The 18,511-nt window shown below is 29.1% G+C and carries 20 protein-coding genes; 12 read left to right on the top strand and 8 right to left on the bottom strand.

All coding sequences use genetic code 11. From position 1 onward, the window contains the following. The first annotated feature begins 5 nt into the window (after positions 1 to 5). The 6 genes from B5L73_RS03950 to B5L73_RS03925 are packed head-to-tail and all read left to right on the top strand — an operon-like array spanning position 6 to position 3,864. Positions 6 to 569, top strand: coding sequence for an adenylate kinase (locus B5L73_RS03950; protein ID WP_085148121.1), 564 nt, complete (start codon positions 6 to 8; stop codon positions 567 to 569). A gap of 56 nt (positions 570 to 625) precedes the next feature. Next, complete coding sequence (gene rpsM / locus B5L73_RS03945; RefSeq protein ID WP_085148118.1) at positions 626 to 1,009, top strand: 30S ribosomal protein S13; 384 nt, start codon at positions 626 to 628, stop codon at positions 1,007 to 1,009. 2 nt (positions 1,010 to 1,011) lie between these two features. Beyond that, on the top strand, positions 1,012 to 1,461 hold the full coding sequence (gene rpsK, locus B5L73_RS03940) for a 30S ribosomal protein S11 (RefSeq protein ID WP_085148113.1): 450 nt from the start codon (positions 1,012 to 1,014) through the stop codon (positions 1,459 to 1,461). Then, complete coding sequence (locus tag B5L73_RS03935; protein ID WP_085148111.1) at positions 1,461 to 2,489, top strand: DNA-directed RNA polymerase subunit alpha; 1,029 nt, start codon at positions 1,461 to 1,463, stop codon at positions 2,487 to 2,489. Before rpsK ends, B5L73_RS03935 begins: the two co-directional genes overlap by 1 nt. Continuing rightward, positions 2,490 to 2,939, top strand: coding sequence for a 50S ribosomal protein L17 (rplQ, locus tag B5L73_RS03930; protein WP_085148105.1), 450 nt, complete (start codon positions 2,490 to 2,492; stop codon positions 2,937 to 2,939). 7 nt (positions 2,940 to 2,946) lie between these two features. Continuing rightward, positions 2,947 to 3,864 (top strand): RluA family pseudouridine synthase, encoded by a 918-nt coding sequence (locus B5L73_RS03925; protein ID WP_085148103.1) that lies wholly within the window; start codon positions 2,947 to 2,949, stop codon positions 3,862 to 3,864. On the opposite strand, the gene lipB is transcribed toward B5L73_RS03925, so the two are convergent. After that, on the bottom strand, positions 3,842 to 4,462 hold the full coding sequence (gene lipB / locus B5L73_RS03920; protein ID WP_085148100.1) for a lipoyl(octanoyl) transferase LipB: 621 nt from the start codon (positions 4,460 to 4,462) through the stop codon (positions 3,842 to 3,844). The two genes, B5L73_RS03925 and lipB, sit on opposite strands and share 23 nt — an antisense overlap. A gap of 60 nt (positions 4,463 to 4,522) precedes the next feature. Between lipB and mgtE the strand changes: the two genes are divergently transcribed. Next, complete coding sequence (gene mgtE / locus B5L73_RS03915; RefSeq protein ID WP_085148097.1) at positions 4,523 to 5,896, top strand: magnesium transporter; 1,374 nt, start codon at positions 4,523 to 4,525, stop codon at positions 5,894 to 5,896. A gap of 3 nt (positions 5,897 to 5,899) precedes the next feature. Here mgtE and panC read toward each other — a convergent pair whose 3' ends face one another. Further along, a complete protein-coding gene (gene panC / locus B5L73_RS03910; RefSeq protein ID WP_085148094.1) occupies positions 5,900 to 6,742 on the bottom strand; it encodes a pantoate--beta-alanine ligase in 843 nt (280 codons plus the stop codon). A 4-nt stretch (positions 6,743 to 6,746) separates the two neighbouring features. Between panC and B5L73_RS03905 the strand changes: the two genes are divergently transcribed. Further along, on the top strand, positions 6,747 to 7,562 hold the full coding sequence (locus B5L73_RS03905) for a sugar phosphate nucleotidyltransferase (RefSeq protein ID WP_085148092.1): 816 nt from the start codon (positions 6,747 to 6,749) through the stop codon (positions 7,560 to 7,562). After that, positions 7,559 to 8,860: a UDP-glucose dehydrogenase family protein gene (locus B5L73_RS03900; RefSeq protein WP_085148090.1), complete on the top strand. Its 1,302-nt coding sequence runs from the start codon at positions 7,559 to 7,561 to the stop codon at positions 8,858 to 8,860. Before B5L73_RS03905 ends, B5L73_RS03900 begins: the two co-directional genes overlap by 4 nt. A 3-nt stretch (positions 8,861 to 8,863) precedes the next feature. On the opposite strand, the gene B5L73_RS03895 is transcribed toward B5L73_RS03900, so the two are convergent. Genes B5L73_RS03895 through ruvX form a run of 6 tightly spaced genes read right to left on the bottom strand, consistent with a single transcriptional unit; the run spans position 8,864 to position 15,243 of the window. After that, a complete protein-coding gene (locus B5L73_RS03895; RefSeq protein ID WP_085148087.1) occupies positions 8,864 to 9,325 on the bottom strand; it encodes a RidA family protein in 462 nt (153 codons plus the stop codon). Beyond that, positions 9,322 to 11,901, bottom strand: a complete 2,580-nt coding sequence (gene topA, locus B5L73_RS03890) for a type I DNA topoisomerase (RefSeq protein ID WP_085148085.1) — start codon at positions 11,899 to 11,901, stop codon at positions 9,322 to 9,324. Before topA ends, B5L73_RS03895 begins: the two co-directional genes overlap by 4 nt. Before the next feature lie 36 nt (positions 11,902 to 11,937). Next, complete coding sequence (gene plsY, locus B5L73_RS03885; RefSeq protein ID WP_085148083.1) at positions 11,938 to 12,516, bottom strand: glycerol-3-phosphate 1-O-acyltransferase PlsY; 579 nt, start codon at positions 12,514 to 12,516, stop codon at positions 11,938 to 11,940. A gap of 1 nt (position 12,517) precedes the next feature. Beyond that, complete coding sequence (gene pyrC, locus B5L73_RS03880; protein WP_085148080.1) at positions 12,518 to 13,804, bottom strand: dihydroorotase; 1,287 nt, start codon at positions 13,802 to 13,804, stop codon at positions 12,518 to 12,520. Beyond that, the gene (locus B5L73_RS03875) at positions 13,804 to 14,745 is read right to left on the bottom strand and encodes an aspartate carbamoyltransferase catalytic subunit (protein WP_085148077.1); all 942 of its coding nucleotides are present in this window, start codon (positions 14,743 to 14,745) and stop codon (positions 13,804 to 13,806) included. Before B5L73_RS03875 ends, pyrC begins: the two co-directional genes overlap by 1 nt. A 42-nt stretch (positions 14,746 to 14,787) precedes the next feature. Then, positions 14,788 to 15,243, bottom strand: coding sequence for a Holliday junction resolvase RuvX (gene ruvX, locus B5L73_RS03870; protein ID WP_085148075.1), 456 nt, complete (start codon positions 15,241 to 15,243; stop codon positions 14,788 to 14,790). Positions 15,244 to 15,293: 50 nt separating this feature from the next. On the opposite strand from ruvX, the gene gatC reads away from it, so the two are divergent. Genes gatC through gatB form a run of 3 tightly spaced genes read left to right on the top strand, consistent with a single transcriptional unit; the run spans position 15,294 to position 18,510 of the window. Beyond that, positions 15,294 to 15,581 (top strand): Asp-tRNA(Asn)/Glu-tRNA(Gln) amidotransferase subunit GatC, encoded by a 288-nt coding sequence (gatC, locus tag B5L73_RS03865; RefSeq protein ID WP_085148072.1) that lies wholly within the window; start codon positions 15,294 to 15,296, stop codon positions 15,579 to 15,581. Next, entirely contained in the window at positions 15,581 to 17,038 is a 1,458-nt protein-coding gene (gatA, locus tag B5L73_RS03860) for an Asp-tRNA(Asn)/Glu-tRNA(Gln) amidotransferase subunit GatA (RefSeq protein ID WP_085148057.1), read from the top strand. Before gatC ends, gatA begins: the two co-directional genes overlap by 1 nt. Continuing rightward, on the top strand, positions 17,035 to 18,510 hold the full coding sequence (gatB, locus tag B5L73_RS03855) for an Asp-tRNA(Asn)/Glu-tRNA(Gln) amidotransferase subunit GatB (RefSeq protein ID WP_085148054.1): 1,476 nt from the start codon (positions 17,035 to 17,037) through the stop codon (positions 18,508 to 18,510). Before gatA ends, gatB begins: the two co-directional genes overlap by 4 nt. Position 18,511 lies beyond the last annotated feature (1 nt).

The following is an 18,511-nucleotide window of genomic DNA, read 5'->3' as shown; positions in this document are numbered from 1 at the left end:
AAAAAGTGAATGTAATTTTGTTTGGACCTCCAGGAGCAGGAAAAGGCACACAAGCTAAATTTTTAGTTAATCAATTAAATAATTTCCAAATTTCTACAGGTGATATGTTGAGAGATGAAATTCAAAAAAACTCTGAAATAGGTAAAAAGATAGTTGAAGACATGAGCGAAGGTAGATTTGTTAGCGATGAAATAGTTAATTCATTAATTGAAAATGTGGTATTTGATTCAAAAAAGAAAAATAAACTAATATTTGATGGGTATCCTAGATCCCTGACACAAGCTAAAAACTTAGAAAAATTATTAGATAAAACAAATCAAAAAATTGATTTTGTGTTTTTTCTTAATGTAAATAAAGAGACGATAATCAAAAGAATTGAACAAAGAAAAAGTATAGAAAATAGATCTGATGACGATTTAAATACTATTGTGAAAAGATACGATAAATACATGGAAACCACTAAACCTGTTCTAGACTTCTATTCTAAAAATTCTAATTTTTATGAGTTAGATGGCAGTTCTAAAATTGAGGAAATAACAGCTAAAATCAACAGTTTTCTCAATGTTTAACCCGTTGACTTTAAAAGATCATCTTATATAAAAGGCTGAAAATTATCACTAAATATATGGCTCGTATTGCAGGTATAAATATTCCACAGAACAAACTTGTTCATGTAGGTCTTACGTACATTTATGGTATTGGTGATAAGTTTTCTTCGCAAATTTGTTCATCATTAAAAATTCCAAAAGAAAAAAGAGTGAATCAACTAACTGATGATGAAATCCTTAAAATTAGAGAATACATAGATCAAAATTTCAAAGTCGAGGGAGATTTGAGAAGAGATTATTCATTAAGTATAAAAAGATTAATAGATCTAGCTTGCTACAGAGGATCAAGACATAGAAAAAAATTACCTGTTAGAGGTCAAAGAACTAGATGTAATGCAAGGACAAGAAAAGGTAAAGCAATTGCAATTGCTGGTAAAAAATTAACTCCACTTAAAAAATAAACATGGCTAAAGTTGATAAGGTTGAAAAGAAAGACCAAAAAAATGAAAAGAGTGTAAGTAAAGTTAAAAAGAGCTCTTACTCTAAAAAGAAAAAAGTTAAAAAAAACATTTTGAACGGTATTGCTTATGTTCAATCAACTTTTAATAATACTATTATCTCTATCGCAGACACAAATGGAAATGTAGTTTCATGGGCTTCAGCAGGCCAAAAAGGTTTTAAAGGTTCTAGGAAATCTACACCATATGCTGCACAAATTGCTGCTGATGCAGCTGCATCAAAGGCTTTAGAATATGGAATGAAAACATTATCAGTTGAAGTTAAAGGACCTGGCTCAGGAAGAGAAACAGCATTAAGAGCTTTACAAGCAAGAGGATTTAAAATTTTATCAATTAAAGATACAACACCGATGCCACATAATGGTACTAGACCACCAAAAAAAAGGAGAGTTTAATGGAAACTGAAAATGTAAATATTAAAAACTGGAAATCTCTTATTAAACCATCAAAGATTGATGTTCAAATGAGTGATGATTTATCTAAAGCAAAAATAGTAGCTGAGCCTTTAGAAAAAGGTTATGGTTTAACTTTGGGTAATTCATTAAGAAGAATTTTATTATCTTCGATTAGAGGTGCAGCAGTCACATCTATACAAATAGACGGTGTATTACATGAGTTTACCTCTATAAAAGGTGTAAGAGAAGATGTTACAGATATAGTCTTAAATGTAAAATCTTTAGCATTAAAGTCATCTTCTGAAGGCACTAAGAAACTTATTTTAGATGCAAAAGGACCTGGTGAAATAAAAGCTTCCGATATAACCCCAGTAGCTGATGTTGAGATTTTAAATCCTGAATTAGTAATTTGTAATTTAGATGAAAACACAAGTTTTCACATGGAGATGAATGTTAATACAGGAAAAGGTTACGTGCCAGCTGAACTAAACAAACCTGAGGAACCACCTTTAGGATTGATTGCTATAGACTCTTTATACAGTCCTGTAAAAAAAGTTTCTTATTCTGTAAGCACCGCGAGAGAAGGTAAAGCGCTAGACTATGATAAACTTACAATGGAAGTTGAAACAGATGGTTCAATATCAGCAGAAGATGCTGTAGCCTATTCTGCTAGAATTTTCCAAGATCAACTTAAAATGTTTATTAATTTTGATGAGCCAGTAGAGGCACCTGTTAAAGAAGTATCAACAGAACCTGAATTTAATAAAAATTTATTAAGAAAAGTTGATGAGTTGGAATTGTCTGTTAGATCAATGAATTGTTTAAAAAATGATAACATAATTTATATTGGTGATCTTGTTCAAAAGTCTGAAGGTGAAATGCTTAGAACACCAAATTTTGGAAGAAAATCACTCAATGAAATTAAAGAGGTTTTAACAGGAATGTCATTGTATTTGGGTATGGAGATACCAAACTGGCCACCAGATAACATTGCTGAAATGTCTAAAAAGCTAGAGGAAGCTATCTAAATGAGACACGGATTTGCTAATAAGAAGCTTAATAGAACATCTGAGCATAGAAAAGCACTGTTAAAAAACATGCTTAATTCTCTGATAAAATATGAGCAAATCAAAACAACTTTACCAAAGGCAAAGTTTTTAAAGCCTCAAGCAGATAAGATTATTACATTAGGTAAGAAAGATACCCTTCATAACACTAAAGCTTTAGTTTCACAGTTACAAGACATTAAATCTGCAAATAAAGTTAAAAAGACATTATCAAAAAGATACGAAAAAAGATCAGGTGGTTATACAAGAATAATTAAAGCTGGTTTCAGATACGGTGATAATGCACCGATGGCAATTATTGAATTTGTAGACAGAGATGTTGAAGCAAAAAAAGTAGATAAAAAGAAAAAATCTCCTTCAAAAGTGCCTGAAAAAAAAGAAGATAAAAAACTAGTAGCTACATCAAAATAATATTTTTATGTTTAAAAGTTACATCGTTGACTCAACGTGTAATAATATGCGTGTAGATAGATGGATACGTAATACGATAGGGAGAATCCCCCAAGGACTAATTGAAAAATCTCTTAGATCAGGCAAAATCAAAGTTAATAAAAAAAAAATAAAAAGTTCTTATAAGATAAAATCTAATGACAAAATTGATTTTCATGACTTTAAATTTGAAGAAAGAATTCAACAAAAAAAAATAAGTTTTAGTCCCTCTAATCGAATAATCAAAGCAAATGAAGATTTAATAATAGATAATAATGAAAATTTTATCGTTTTAAATAAAAGTGCTGGTATTTCTGTACAGGGTGGAACAAAATCAAAAAAAAACTTAATTGATATATTCAAAAAAAGTGAAATTTTTTCAGACTCAAAACCTTTCTCTGTCCACAGATTGGACAAAGATACATCAGGTGTTTTTTTAATGGCCAAAAACAGAGAGACAGCACAATTATTAACATCATTGTTTAGATTAAGAAAAGTGCATAAAACTTATCTAGCTATATGTCATGGCGAACTTGAAAAAAATTCAGGAGAATGGAACGATGATTTAGTACGTTATGATAACGGAAAAAAAATTATTGAAAAAGCAAGAACAATTTACAAAGTCATTGATAAAAATTCAAATTCTAGTCTTGTTGAGATGAAACCTATTACTGGTAGAAAACATCAATTAAGAAAACAACTTTTTAATGTTGGTCACTCAATTTTTGGAGACAATAAATATAAATCTTTTAATAAAACAATTGGTATCAATAAAGAATTAATGCTTCATGCTTATGAAATAAAATTCATGATTAAAGAAAAAAAATATACTTATAAAGCTTTACTACCTGATTATTTTAAAAAATTATTAAAAATTAAAAGACTTACTTATTCAAATTTGAAATAAAGATTTCAACTAGTTTTTTGTCTAATTCTTTATAATCTTGATCTTTAATTTGTTTTAAATTAGTCACACCTTTGTCTTTAATGCCACAAGGAATGATTGCGTTATACTTTTCTAAATTATTACAAATATTAATTGAAAAACCGTGATATGCTATCCACTTACTAATTCTTACCCCAATTGCAGCTACTTTTTTTGTTTTTTTATTATCATTGTACCATATCCCAATATTTTCTTTATCAGAAAAACTTTTAATATTAAAAAAATTTAATGTCTCGATTATTGTTTTTTCTATTATTGAAATAAAATTTCTAATATCTTTTTTTCTTTTTTTTAAGTCTATTACAAAATAACAAATTAATTGGCCTGGTCCATGATAGGTAATTTTGCCACCTCTATTTGTCTCTAAAATCTTAATCGATTTATCTAAAATGTCACTCTCACTATAGCTTGTGCCTGCTGTATAAATATCTGGATGTTCTAAAGTCCAAATTAATTCATTTGATTTATTTAAATCTACATTCAACAATCTTTCTTCCATAAGTTTTTTAGCATCTTCATAAATGACAGGTTTTTCAGACTTTTTAATTTCTATATTCATTTAAAAATTGTATTCTTTTGATTATGTATTAAAAGATCGACCTAAATAACAGGAAAATTTATGACTTTAATTAAAAAAATCAAAGATAAAAAAGTCAATTTTGAATTTAATAAAGAATACATAAAAGTAGTCACTGATAAAATTTCGAACAATGACGCAACTTTTATTACAAATTCTTTTAAAGAAATGCATCCTGCTGATGCAGCAGATATTATTGAACATTTAAGTCAGAATGACAGAGAAAATTTAATTAAACTTAATAACTTTAAAATAGATCCTGAGGTTTTTATTGAACTCAATGAGTCAGTTCAAACTGAAATCATAAAATATCTTTCGTCTGATGCAATAGTTAGAATATTGAAAAATTTGGAATCTGATGATGCTATAGCTATTCTTGAAAATGTAGATGAAAAAAATAAAAACTCTATTTTAAGCTTACTACCACCTAAAGATCGTTTTGCTTTATTGGAAGGTCTTAGTTATCCTGAGGATAGTGCAGCTAGAATAATGCAGCGAGAATTTACTGCAATACCAAGTAACTGGTCTGTTGGTCAAACTATTGATTATTTAAGAGAAAATAAAGATTTACCAGAACAATTTTTAGAAATTTATATTGTAGATGAAAATTTTAAACCCATTGGTGCTGTACCGTCATCTAAAGTTCTAAGAACACCAAGAGAAACAAAGATGTCATCAATAATGGATGATTCAATTTTTTTAGTGCCAGTAGACATGGATAGAGAAGAGGTTGGTAACTCGTTTGAAAATTATAATTTAAATTCTGCGTGTGTAATTGATAAAAATAATAAATTAGTTGGAATGATAACTTCAGATGATGTTCTGACTGTTTTAAAGGAAGAAGCTGAGGAAGATGCATTAAGATTAGCAGGTGTAGGAGATGAAGAAATAACTGATGGTGTAATAACAAAAACAAAAAGACGATTTAATTGGTTGTTATTAAATCTTTTCACTGCGTTTTTAGCTACATATTGTATTAGTTTATTTGGAGCAACAATTGAACAAATGGTTGTTCTAGCTTTTTTGATGCCAATAGTAGCATCAATGGGTGGTAACGCAGGAATGCAAACATTGGCAGTTACTGTTAGAACTCTTGCTACTAATGATTTAACAAAAAATAATTTTAATCAAAATATTTTTAAAGAATTTAATATAGGTATTTTAAACGGAATTATATTTGCAATTATAAGTTCTTTCATTGTTCAGTTATGGTTTCAGGATATACAGCTATCCTTAATAATTTCTATCTCAATGATTTTAACTATGATAGTTGCAGGCCTATTTGGAATATTAGTACCAGTTACATTAAAAAAAATGAATATAGATCCAGCAATAGCATCAAGTGTTTTCGTAACAACTATAACTGATGTTATTGGGTTTGTATCATTCCTAGGTGTTGGAGCTTATTTTTTGTAAATATCAAAAGTTATCTATCAACCTTACACTGCTAATATAATAAGCAATAAAAATTTTTGTATCTTTAATCTTATTAGTTAATCTAAGATTTTTTGTATTTCGCAACTCAAGATAATCTATTTTAATATCAAATTTTTTTATTAACTCATTTTTTTTAATTAATATTAAATTCTTTAAATCTTTTTTTTTAAATAATTTTTTTTTAAAAAGAATAAGATTTCTTGCTACTTGACCAGCCTTTTTTAAATTCTTTTTAGTTAAAAGAATATTTCTGGATGATAAAGCTAATTTATTTTTATCTCTTATTGTTTTACAAGAAATAATTTTAGATTTGAAATTTTTTTCAATATATCTTTTTACTAAAAATAGTTGTTGAAAATCTTTTTCTCCCATGAATATTTTTGAGGGATTTATTATTTGTGTTAAACGAGTCATTACGTTAATCACACCCTCAAAATGACCTTTTCTATATTTAGCACATAGTATTTTGTCTTGTTTTTTAAGTTTAATTTTCACTTTATTTGCAAACTTGTAGACATCTTCAATTTCAGGCAAATATACAAAATCAACTTTAAGCCTTTTTAAAATTCTTAAATCTTTTTTTATATTCCTTGGATATCTCTTGTAGTCTTTTTTGTTGTTAAATTGTTTAGGATTTACAAATATACTTACAATGGTCTTATTGGATAGTTTTAAAGATTTTTTAATTAATGATATGTGACCATCATGAAGGCTACCCATAGTAGGTACAAATCCAATATTTGATTTGCCAAATAATGCCTCATTTAAATCAATATTGTTTAATAAAATTTTCATTTGTATAAAACATTTTAATAAGTAAAACATTTAAATGATTAAACAAGCAATTATTCCATTAGCTGGGTTAGGGACAAGGTTATTACCTTTAACTAGCATATTTCCTAAAGAACTACTTCCTATTAATGGAAAACCAGGTATTGAATATATTTTAGATGAGTGTGCAAATGCTGGTATAAAAAAAATAATTTTTATAATTTCAAAAAAGAAACAAATGATTAAAGATTATTTTTACAAAGATAGTTTTTATAAAAAGATAATAAAAAAGAAAAAAGATCCTAGAGTCATTAAGGAGTATAAAAAAATTTTGAAATACAAAAAAATGATTAAATTTGTTTACCAAAATAAACCTTTGGGAACAGGCGATGCTGTATTAAAGACAAAAAAATACATCACTGATGATTTTTTTCTTATGTTATTACCTGATGATCTAATAATTAAAAAAAATTGTTCTAAGTCGATGATTAATATACACAATCGTTATAAATCATCTGTAATGGCAAGCATTAATGTTCCAAAAAAAACTGTGTCTAGATGGGGAATTTACAAGTTAGGAAAAAAGTTAAATAAAAATAATTACATTATCAAAGATGTTATTGAAAAACCATCAATCTCTAAAGCACCATCAAATAAAGCTGTGATAGGAAGATATATTCTTCCAAAAAAAATATTTTCTAGATTGATAAATCAAAAACCAGGTAAAGGAGGTGAAATTCATATTACTGATGCAATACAATCATTGATACAGAGTAATGAAAAATTTATTGCTCATAATTTTACTGGAAAATATTTAGATTGTGGAAGTATGAATGGTTATATTAAATCAACATTAGAAATAGCAAAATCATGAAACTTTGTATGATAGGAACAGGTTATGTAGGTTTAGTTAGCGGTGTATGCTTTGCTGACTTAGGTAATAATGTAATTTGTGTCGATAAAGATTTAAAAAAAATTGATTTACTATCTAAAGGAAGAATTCCTATCTATGAACCCGGACTAACTGAACTAGTTAAAAAAAATTATAAAAATAAAAGATTAAAATTTTCTTCAGATTTAAAAAAATCAATAAAAAACTCAGATATAATTTTTATTTGTGTTGGTACACCTACTAAAAAGGGAGGTAGCAGTGCAGATTTAAGTCAGGTTTATAATGTAGCAAAAGAAATAAGTTTATCTATCAATAAGTTTAAGATAATAGTCACAAAGTCAACAGTACCTGTGACAACAGGTGACGAAATTGAGAAAATTTTACTAAAAAAAAAGAATAATAAGAATAAATTTTCTGTTGTATCTAATCCCGAATTTTTAAGAGAAGGGGAAGCTATTCGAGATTTTATTTTTCCTGATAGAATAGTAGTAGGATCTAATGACAAAAAATCTAACCGTTTAATGAACAATTTATATGCACCTTTAATTTCTAAAGGGGCTCAATATATTCATACGTCAAGAAGAGCTGCAGAATTAATCAAATATTCATCTAATGCTTTTTTGGCAACAAAAATTACATTTATTAATGAAATTGCAAATTTATGTGAGAAAACAGGAATAAATGTTGAGGATATTTCAATTGGAATGGGTTTAGATAAAAGAATAGGTAGTCGTTTCTTAAGGGCGGGGCCTGGTTATGGTGGATCATGTTTTCCTAAAGATACTAAAGCTATAACTTCTACAGCTGATAAATTCAAAATAAATCTTTCTGTCATTAAATCTGTTATAAAATCAAATGAGAGTAGATCTAATTTTTTACTTAATAAAGTCTATAAAATTTTAAATAATAAAGTTAAGAATAAGAGAATAACTTTCTTAGGTGTAACATTTAAAGCTAACACAGACGATATGAGAGATTCCTCTAGTTTAAAAATGATACCCGCATTATCAAAAAAGGGTGCTAAGATAAATTATTTTGATCCAACAGGTCTTAAAAAAGAATTCTCAAAAGTTAAAAATGTTTCTTATATTGATAATATAAGAGAATCTGTAAAAGGCTCAGATCTTGTAATAATTCACACAGAATGGAATGATTTTAAATCAATTAATTTTAAAAATTTAGTTAAAGGTAAAAAATTTATTATTTATGATATGAGAAATATATACTCTCCAATAAAAATTAAAAAACAAGGTTTTAAATATTATAGTATTGGAAGATAAATTTTAATTTAGCTCGAATATAGCATCGACCTCTACGGCAACACCTAAGGGAAGACTATTCACACTCACAGCTGCTCTTGTATGCATTCCTGCATCTCCAAAAACAGATGCGATTAAATCAGAGGCACCATTTATCACTTTTGGTTGATCAGTAAAATCATCAGTAGAATTAACGAAACCTGTTAGTTTAATACAAGATTTGATCTTTGTTAGATCATTATCACATGTATTCATTATTTGAGAAATAATACTTAAAGCACATCTTTTTGCTGCATTATATCCTGAATCTACATCTAAATCTTTTCCAACTTTTCCTTTAATTAATTCACCTTTTTCATCAATTGAAATTTGACCTGACACAAATAACATTTTTCCTGAAATTTTTGTTGCAACATAATTTCCTACAGGTGCTTTAGCTTCAGGAAGTTTTAAGCCAAGTTTTTTTAAATTTTCTTGAAAATTCATTTTTTCTTTTTTTTCTTTTTTGTTTTATCGTATTCTCTTCTTTTCTCAATCAATATTAACGCCTCTTCCATTGTAAGTTCAGTAGGATCCTTTTCCTCAGGAATAGTTGCATTTAGAGATTTATATTTGATATAAGGACCGTATTGTCCCTTCATAATTCTTACCGGTTTTTTATCTTCAGGGTGTTCACCTAAATCTTTGATCATCGAAGAAGACATTCTTCCTGGTTTAGCTTCAGCAATCAATGTCACAGCTCTATTTAAACCAATAGAGAAGATTTCCTCAATATTTTCTATTCGAGCTGATTTGTTTTCACACTTTAGGTAAGGACCAAATCTTCCAGTGTTTAAAGTAATTTCTTTTTGATTGTCAGGATTTATTCCTAAAGATTTAGGTAATGAGCATAAAAATTGTGCTTTTTCTAAATCAATACTATCTAATTCCAAACCCTTTGGAATAGAGACATTTTTTAAAAGTTCATTTACATCTGATTTAGTTTTTTTTGCTTTCCTTTTTTTCTTTGGTGTTTTTTCAACTTCTATATCCTCAGGAATTTTTTCATATTGCAAATATGGACCGAATCTTCCGTTTTTAAGATATATATCATTACCATTCTCATGTTTTCCAATAAATTTCGGTTCCGCTAACTGTGCTTGTGCAGCTGCTTTAGCTTTAGATAAAGGTCTAGTAAATTTACACTCAGGGTAATTTGAACAACCAATAAATGCGCCACCTCTAAAGCTATTCTTTAAGCTTAGTGTCCCTGAATTACATAATTGGCACTTTCTTACAATATTTCCTTTGTCATCCTTATCGAAAACCAAATCTCCCAGACTATCATTTAAAAGATCTAAAACCTCTCTTGTTCTTTTTTCCTTTACTTCAGACACATTGTTATTAAAGTCTTTCCAGAACAGCTCCAAAACTTTTATCCAGCTTTCTTTACCAGTTGTAATTTCATCTAATTGATCCTCTAAACCAGCGGTAAAGTTATAATCCACGTATTTTGAGAACAATTTTTCAAGAAAAGCTGAAATAAGTTTTCCTCTATCAGTGGGAAAAAATCTTTTATTCAATATCTCTGCATAACCTCTATTTGCTATTGTAGAAATTATACTTGCATAAGTAGATGGTCTTCCTATTCCTAACTCCTCTAGTTTTTTTACCAAACTAGCCTCAGAATATCTTGGAGGGGGCTGTGTAAAATGCTGTTCATCTATTAAGGACTCAATATTTACAAGTCCTTTAGATACAGAGGGTAGAATGTTTTCATCATCATCCTTGCCTTGATTATTATATATCTTTAAAAATCCATCAAATTTAAGAACTGATCCACTTGCTTTGCATACTGTATCATTATTATTTGATGTAATTGTTATAGTATTTCTATCAAATTTAGCAGATTGCATTTGAGAAGATAAAGCTCTACTCCATATTAAATCATAAAGTTTATTTTGATCAGTGCTCAGATACTTTTTTACACTTTGGGGAGTCCTGATAATATCTGTGGGTCTTATTGCTTCATGTGCTTCTTGTGCATTTTTTGCCTTTTTGCCAGAGTAATTTAAAGCACTTTCAGGTAAATATTCATTACCGATTTCTTTTTTGATATAATCTCTAAAAGCAACAACAGCATCTTTGGATAAATTAGTACCATCCGTTCTCATATATGTTATCAAACCTATAGTTTCTCCTTCAATATCGACTCCTTGGTAAAGCTTTTGAGCAATTTGCATAGTTCTTGATGCACCAAAACCTAATCGACTTGAAGCTGTTTGTTGAAGAGTTGATGTAGTAAATGGTCCTGATGGATTACGATTTACCACTTTACTAGATATATCAGTAATATTAAATTTTTTTTGATTGATACTTGATATGGCCTTATTTATTTCATCTTTATTTCTAAAAGAGAATTTTTCAACCTTGTTGTTATCGAGTTGACTAATACTAGCTAGGATATTTTGATTTTTTTCATCTTTAAATTTGACACTTAAAGTCCAAAATTCTTCTGGCTTAAAAGATTCAATTTCATGCTCTCTTTCAGTTATTAATTTTAAAGCTACTGATTGAACTCTACCCGCAGATTTAGAGCCTGGAAGTTTTGTCCACAATATTGGTGAAATATTAAAGCCAACCAAGTAATCTAAAGCTCTTCGAGCCATGTAAGCATCAACTAAAAGCGGTTCAATTTGTCTTGGGTTTTCAATACCGTGAATTACTGCTTTTTTTGTAATTTCGTTAAACACAACTCTTTCTATTTCTTTATCTTTAAGAAGTTTTTTTTCATTTAGATACTCTTTTACATGCCAAGCTATTGCTTCGCCCTCACGATCAGGATCGGTAGCTAATATTATTTTTGAAGAATCTTTGGCTGCGTCTGTAATTTCTTTAAGATATTTTTTAGAAAAACTATCGATCTCCCACTCCATTTTAAAATCTTGATCTGGATCAACAGAACCATTTTTAGAAGGTAAATCTCTTATATGCCCATAACTAGCTAATACTTTATAATTATCACCTAAATATTTATTGATAGTTTTGGCTTTAGCTGGGCTTTCTACAATGACCAAGTTCATAAATGACAAACTACCTAAAAGAGTTAGATAGTCAAATTAATAAATTTTTGTCTTAGTTTCTTCTTTATTTTTCAATCTTTTAATATTTTCTCGATGGGTAAAAAATATTAACACGAACATGATTATAAAAAAAAATATATCTTTAAATTGACCCGTGACTAGTAAATAAACAGGAACTGATAAAGAAGCAATTAATGAAGATAAAGATGAAAATTTTGTTATAGCAAAAATTACAAACCAAGATAAAGCAAAAATAACTCCAAAATAAATATTAATAGCAAACAGAATACCTACGTATGTTGCCACACCTTTTCCTCCTTTAAATTTAAGCCATACAGGAAATACGTGACCTATAAATGCACATAATGATGCTAAATATAAAAATTCTGTGTAATAAATTTTAACAAATATTACAGGGATAACAGCTTTTAAAATATCAAGAGATAATGTGATGTAACCAACTATTTTGTTACCAGCTCTAAGTACATTTGTTGCTCCAATATTTCCAGATCCAATATCTCTTATATCTTTTTTCAAAAAAATTTTTGTTAGTATCAATCCAAATGGAATTGAACCCATCAAATATGAAATTATACCTATGATTAAAATATCCATGCTATAGCCTAAATAATTCTTTACCGTTTACAAATGTATTTGTGACTCTGCCTTGAAGTTTTTTATCTTCGATAGATGTATTTTTTGATTTTGAGATAAGCTTATCCTTTTTTACAATCCATGGTTTATCTATATCTACTATACAAAGATCGGCATCATTACCAATAGATAGATTTCCTTTGTTTATTTTTAATATTTTAGCAGGATTTGATGTTAATGCTTTAATTATTGTCTCTAATTTGAGTGATCCGTTATGATATAATTCTAAACTTAGAGACAGCAAAGTTTCTATTCCTGACGCGCCAGTTGCTGCTTGAGCAAATGTTAATCTTTTTGATTCTTCATCTTCAGGTTTGTGATCTGAAACTATCACATCAATTAAATCGTCCTTTAAACCTTGTACTAAAGCTAGTCTATCCTCTTCTCTTCTTAATGGTGGGGATAATTTCAAAAATGTTTTGAAATCTCCTATGTCATTTTCATTTAAAGATAAGTTATTAATTGAAACACCACATGTGAATTTTACTATTTCCTTTCTTGATTTAATTACCTCGACAGACTTTTGTGATGATAATTGAGAGATATGATATCTACATTTAACCTTTTCTAGTAATGTTAAATCTCTCTCGATCAGAATACGCTCAGCGATTTCAGGTATACCAGATAGTCCTAATTTTGAAGCAATTATTCCAGAGTTAATCATGCCATTTTTTGCTAGCTCATAATCTTCAGCGTGCTGCATTATTAAACTACCCAAATCTTTAGCAGAGTTCATTATTCTAGACATCAATCTTGGATTTTGAATTGTTTTAACACCATCGGTGAATGCAATTATTCCTTTACCTTGTAACAAACCAAATTCAGTCATGTTTGTACCTTCAGTATTTTTTGTTAAGGAGGCACATGGAAAAATATTTATCTTTGATTTATCTCTTCCTCTTCTTTTTAGAAAATCGACTATAGAAACGTTATCAATGATTGGATCTGTATTAGGCATTGTTACGACAGAAGTGACGCCACCCGAGAGTGCCGCATTGCTCAGAGTTCTAAAATTTTCTTTATACTCATAGCCTGGTTCACCAACAAAAACTCGCATATCGACTAATCCAGGAAAAATGTATTTACCTTTTAAATCAGTAGGTTTTTCTCTACTTGGTAAATTATTAATATTTACTTTTTTTCCTATAGCTTCAATTTTTCCATCTTCATTTATAATTAGACCCCCATTTTCATTCATGGAGTTATAAGGATCAATTATATTAGCGTTTATAAAATATTGTTTTTTCATCATGTACAAAATATTTTAAGACAAGCCATTCTTACCGCGACACCCAATTCAACTTGCTCTTTAATTACACTTTTGTTGATATCATCTGCTAGCATTGTATCTATTTCTATACCTCTGTTCATTGGACCGGGATGCATAATTAAGGCATCAGATTTAGCGTGTTCTAATTTGTCAGGAGTTAATCCGTAATATTCATAATATTCTCTATTGGATGAAAGATATGAACTTGTCATTCGTTCATTCTGTAATCTCAACATCATAACAATATCACAATCTTTCAACCCTTTTTTCATATCAGTAAAAGTATTAACACCAAATTTTTCAATTTCTTTTGGCATAAGATTTGTTGGAGCGATTATGTTCATTTCTGCCCCCAACATACTAAGTAAGTAAATATTTGATCTAGCAACTCTTGAATGAAGAATATCTCCACAGATTGCAATTTTTAATCCTTGTATCTTTTTTTTACGAGTTATGATTGTTAATGCATCTAATAAAGCTTGAGTAGGGTGCTCTCTTCTGCCATCACCAGCATTAAGAACTGAGCAGTTTACTTTTTGTGAAAGTAGATTACATGCCCCAGAGTCTTGATGTCTAATTACAATAATATCAGGATGCATTGCATTAAGAGTCATTGCTGTATCTATTAATGTTTCACCTTTTTTAATTGCAGAGTTGCTAATATTCATCGACATAACATCAGCACCAAGTCTTTTACCAGCTAGTTCAAAAGAGCTTTGAGTTCTAGTAGAAGGTTCAAAAAATAAATTTATTTGAGTTTTACCTCTTAAAACGTCAACTTTTTTATTTTTACTCTGATTTACTTTTATAAATGAATTTGCTTCATCAAGAATTAAATTAACATCATTGATTGATAAATCTTGAATTCCTAATAGGTGTTTTTGAGATATTTTAATAGCTTGATTTGTTTTAATTGCCATTAAAACCAACTCTATAACTATAAACCTCTATAATAGCAAGTATTAATTATTTAAAAAATCTAAAGCTCCCTGTAATATAAAAGCAGCAGCATTTTCATCTATCTTTTTTTCTCTTTTACTCACATTAATATCTAATTGGCTAGATAGATTGAAAGCACCAACAGTTGAGAGTCTCTCATCCCAAAGACAAATTGGAATATCTAAGTTTTTTTCGATATTTTCAGTTGTATCTTTTACTGATTGAGCAGATCTACCTGAGGATCCATCCATATTTAAAGGATTTCCAACAATGATTCCTTTTATATCATTTTCATCAACGATTAATCTGAGTTCATCAACAAGATCTTTAAGCGAATTCCTATTTATTGTTTTTAAAGGAGTGGCTATCAATTGTTTATCATCACAGATTGACACACCAATTCTTTTAGATCCAAGGTCTAAACCTATCAATCTACACTTATCTGAGTGTTTTTTTTTAAATTCCTCTAAAGTGATCATATTGTATATTTTAAACTTAAGTGATACTTTGCCTCATATTTAAATAGCATATGAGCATAGATCTTAAAACAATAAAACATATATCTAAATTAGCAAGAATTTCAGTTGACGAGCAAAGAGCTGAAAAATTAGCTGGTGATTTAAATTCTATTTTTGATTTTATTGAAAAACTTAATGAATTAAAAACTGACAATGTAGAACCATTAACTTCTATTGCTGAAACGACCTTAAAATTAAGATCTGATGAAGTAAAAAGTAAAAATATCAGAGAACAAATTATAAAAAATTCTCCACAGGATAATGAGGATTATTTTGTAGTACCTAAGGTGATTGAATAATGTCAGATATAACAAAACAATCTTTAACAGAGTTAGTTGAAAATATTAAAAATAAAAAACTTTCCTCAACAGATGTAACAAAAGCATTTATTGATAGATCTGAAAAGTCAGTGGAATTGAATGCTTATATTACAAATGATTTTACATCAGCTCTAGATAAAGCAAAAAAATTTGATCAAAAACCTAATCTTGATTTAAAACTGCCCGGTATACCAATGGCAGTTAAGGATTTATTTTGCACAAAAGACATTAAAACAACTGCTGGTAGTAAAATTTTAAATAATTTTGTTCCAACTTACGAGTCAACAGTAACAGAAAATATTTGGAATGAAGGTGCGATACTTTTAGGTAAGTTAAACTGCGATGAGTTTGCGATGGGCTCTTCAAATGAAACAAGTTTTTTTGGCAATGTTCAAAGTCCTATTGATAAAAATTTAGTTCCAGGTGGATCTTCTGGTGGTTCAGCTTCAGCTGTAGCTGGACAATTAACTCCTGTTACAATTGGTACTGATACTGGTGGATCAATTAGACAACCAGCTTCTTTTACTGGAATTGTTGGATTGAAACCTACATACGGAAGTTGTTCAAGATATGGAATAGTTGCTTTTGCATCATCATTGGATCAAGCAGGACCAATGGCACAAAATGTCAAGGATTGTGCTTTATTGCATGAAGTGATTAGCTCTTATGATCCCAAAGACTCTACTTCAATAGATTTCAAAAGAAATCATTACAGCAAAGAACTTACAAATAACATAAAAGGAAAAAAAATTGGAATACCAAAAGAATATAGAGTTGACGGTATGCCAAAAGAAATTGAAGATCTTTGGCAAAAAGGTATTCAATATATTAAAGATTGTGGTGCTGAAACTATTGATATTTCTCTACCAAATACAAGTTATGCCTTACCAACATATTATATAGTTGCTCCAGCAGAGGCTTCATCAAACTTAGCAAGATATGATGGTGTTAAGTATGGATTTAGAGCTAAAGGTGAAAATTTAATTGATATGTACGAAAAAACTAGATCAGAAGGTTTTGGAGCTGAAGTTCAAAGACGGATTATGATTGGAACTTATGTTTTATCCTCTGGGTATTACGATGCATATTATCTTAAAGCTCAAAAAGTAAGGAAACTTATCAAAAATGATTTTGATGAAGCTTATAAAAAAGTCGATGCAATTTTAACTCCATCAACACCTAGCTCAGCATTTAAAATAGGTGAAAAAACTAATGATCCAGTTTCAATGTATCTTAATGATATATTCACAGTTCCTGTTAACTTAGCTGGACTTCCAGGTATCTCAATACCTGCCGGACATGATACAAAAGGTTATCCATTAGGTTTACAAATTATTGGCAAAGCCTTTGATGAACAAAATATATTAAATATAGCTTATGCTATGGAAGAAAAGATCAACTTTAAAAACAAAATTACTGATTGGTGGATAAAATGAGTAAAAAAGACTCAGAATATTTGATCAACCGAAAAGATAATCAGTATGAGGTAGTAATTGGTTTAGAAGTTCATGCTCAAGTTTTATCTGAGTCTAAATTATTTTCTACTTCTGCAACAAAATTCGGAGCAGAACCTAATACACAGGTCAGTTTAGTTGATGCTGCATTTCCAGGAATGTTACCAGTAATAAATGAATTTTGTGTTAAACAAGCAATTAAAACTGGTATTGGACTAAATGCAAAAATTAATAAACGTTCAGTATTTGATAGAAAAAATTATTTTTACGCTGATTTGCCTCAAGGATATCAAATATCACAATTTAAAGATCCAATAGTAGGTGAGGGCAAAGTTATTTTGGATATGCCTAATGGTCAAAAAGAAGTTGGTATAGAGAGATTACATCTAGAACAAGACGCTGGAAAAAGTATTCATGATCTTGACCCACAAAATACCTTTGTAGATTTAAACAGATCAGGAGTAGCTTTAATGGAAATAGTGAGCAAACCTGATCTAAGATCACCAGATGAGGTTAATGCTTACATCAAAAAACTACGATCTATAATGAGATATTTAGGAACTTGTGATGGTAATATGCAAGAAGGTTCTTTAAGAGCTGATGTGAATGTTTCTGTCAGGCCAAAAGGTTCAAAAGAATTTGGTACACGATGTGAAATTAAAAATGTTAATTCAATAAAGTTTATGCAGATGGCGATAGAATATGAGGCTAATAGGCAAGTTGACTTAATTGAAGAGGGCAAAACTATTGATCAAGAAACAAGACTTTTTGATACGAAGAAGAATGAGACAAGGTCAATGAGATCTAAAGAAGATGCTCATGATTACAGATATTTTCCTGACCCTGATTTATTACCTCTAGAGGTTTCGGAAAAATTTATTGAAGAACTTAAAAATGATATTCCAGAACTTCCAGATGATAAAAAGAAAAGATTTATTGAAGAGTTTAGATTGTCTCCTCATGAGGCCAATATTTTAGTGTCTGATATTGATACAGCGAAATACTTTGAAGAAGTTGTAGCAAAAATGGGTAAGAATAAAGACATTAAGTTAGCAGTCAATTGGATTACAGGAGAACTATTTGCTGTTTTAAATAGCAAAGGTTTAGAAATTTCTCAAAGTCCAGTGAGCGCAAAGAATTTTGCCATATTAATAAATCTAATTAAGAATGGAACTATTTCAGGAAAAATAGCAAAAACTGTTTTTGAATTAATGATTGATGGAGATAAAGATCCACAAAAAATTGTTGAGGAAAAAGGATTAAAGCAACAAAGTGATCCAAAGGCTTTAGAGGCTTTAATTGATAAAATAATTAATGATAATAGAGAAAAAGCTATTGAATATAAACAAGGTAAAGAAAAATTATTTGGTTTTTTTGTTGGGCAAGCAATGAAGGCATCAGGTGGTAAAGCTAACCCTCAATTAATTAATGAGATTCTAAAGAAAAAATTATAAG

It is taken from the genome of Candidatus Pelagibacter sp. RS39 (genome assembly GCF_002101315.1).
Taxonomy (GTDB): Bacteria; Pseudomonadota; Alphaproteobacteria; order Pelagibacterales; family Pelagibacteraceae; genus Pelagibacter.
This window is presented reverse-complemented; position numbering and strand designations above follow the sequence as displayed.

Coding starts and splice junctions, on each gene's coding strand:
- rpsM (WP_085148118.1), top strand. CDS start 626: ATGGCTCGTATTGCAGGTATAAATATTCCACAGAACAAACTTGTTCAT.
- rpsK (WP_085148113.1), top strand. CDS start 1,012: ATGGCTAAAGTTGATAAGGTTGAAAAGAAAGACCAAAAAAATGAAAAG.
- B5L73_RS03935 (WP_085148111.1), top strand. CDS start 1,461: ATGGAAACTGAAAATGTAAATATTAAAAACTGGAAATCTCTTATTAAA.
- rplQ (WP_085148105.1), top strand. CDS start 2,490: ATGAGACACGGATTTGCTAATAAGAAGCTTAATAGAACATCTGAGCAT.
- B5L73_RS03925 (WP_085148103.1), top strand. CDS start 2,947: ATGTTTAAAAGTTACATCGTTGACTCAACGTGTAATAATATGCGTGTA.
- lipB (WP_085148100.1), bottom strand. CDS start 4,462: ATGAATATAGAAATTAAAAAGTCTGAAAAACCTGTCATTTATGAAGAT.
- mgtE (WP_085148097.1), top strand. CDS start 4,523: ATGACTTTAATTAAAAAAATCAAAGATAAAAAAGTCAATTTTGAATTT.
- panC (WP_085148094.1), bottom strand. CDS start 6,742: ATGTTTTACTTATTAAAATGTTTTATACAAATGAAAATTTTATTAAAC.
- B5L73_RS03905 (WP_085148092.1), top strand. CDS start 6,747: ATGATTAAACAAGCAATTATTCCATTAGCTGGGTTAGGGACAAGGTTA.
- B5L73_RS03900 (WP_085148090.1), top strand. CDS start 7,559: ATGAAACTTTGTATGATAGGAACAGGTTATGTAGGTTTAGTTAGCGGT.
- B5L73_RS03895 (WP_085148087.1), bottom strand. CDS start 9,325: ATGAATTTTCAAGAAAATTTAAAAAAACTTGGCTTAAAACTTCCTGAA.
- topA (WP_085148085.1), bottom strand. CDS start 11,901: ATGAACTTGGTCATTGTAGAAAGCCCAGCTAAAGCCAAAACTATCAAT.
- plsY (WP_085148083.1), bottom strand. CDS start 12,516: ATGGATATTTTAATCATAGGTATAATTTCATATTTGATGGGTTCAATT.
- pyrC (WP_085148080.1), bottom strand. CDS start 13,804: ATGAAAAAACAATATTTTATAAACGCTAATATAATTGATCCTTATAAC.
- B5L73_RS03875 (WP_085148077.1), bottom strand. CDS start 14,745: ATGGCAATTAAAACAAATCAAGCTATTAAAATATCTCAAAAACACCTA.
- ruvX (WP_085148075.1), bottom strand. CDS start 15,243: ATGATCACTTTAGAGGAATTTAAAAAAAAACACTCAGATAAGTGTAGA.
- gatC (WP_085148072.1), top strand. CDS start 15,294: ATGAGCATAGATCTTAAAACAATAAAACATATATCTAAATTAGCAAGA.
- gatA (WP_085148057.1), top strand. CDS start 15,581: ATGTCAGATATAACAAAACAATCTTTAACAGAGTTAGTTGAAAATATT.
- gatB (WP_085148054.1), top strand. CDS start 17,035: ATGAGTAAAAAAGACTCAGAATATTTGATCAACCGAAAAGATAATCAG.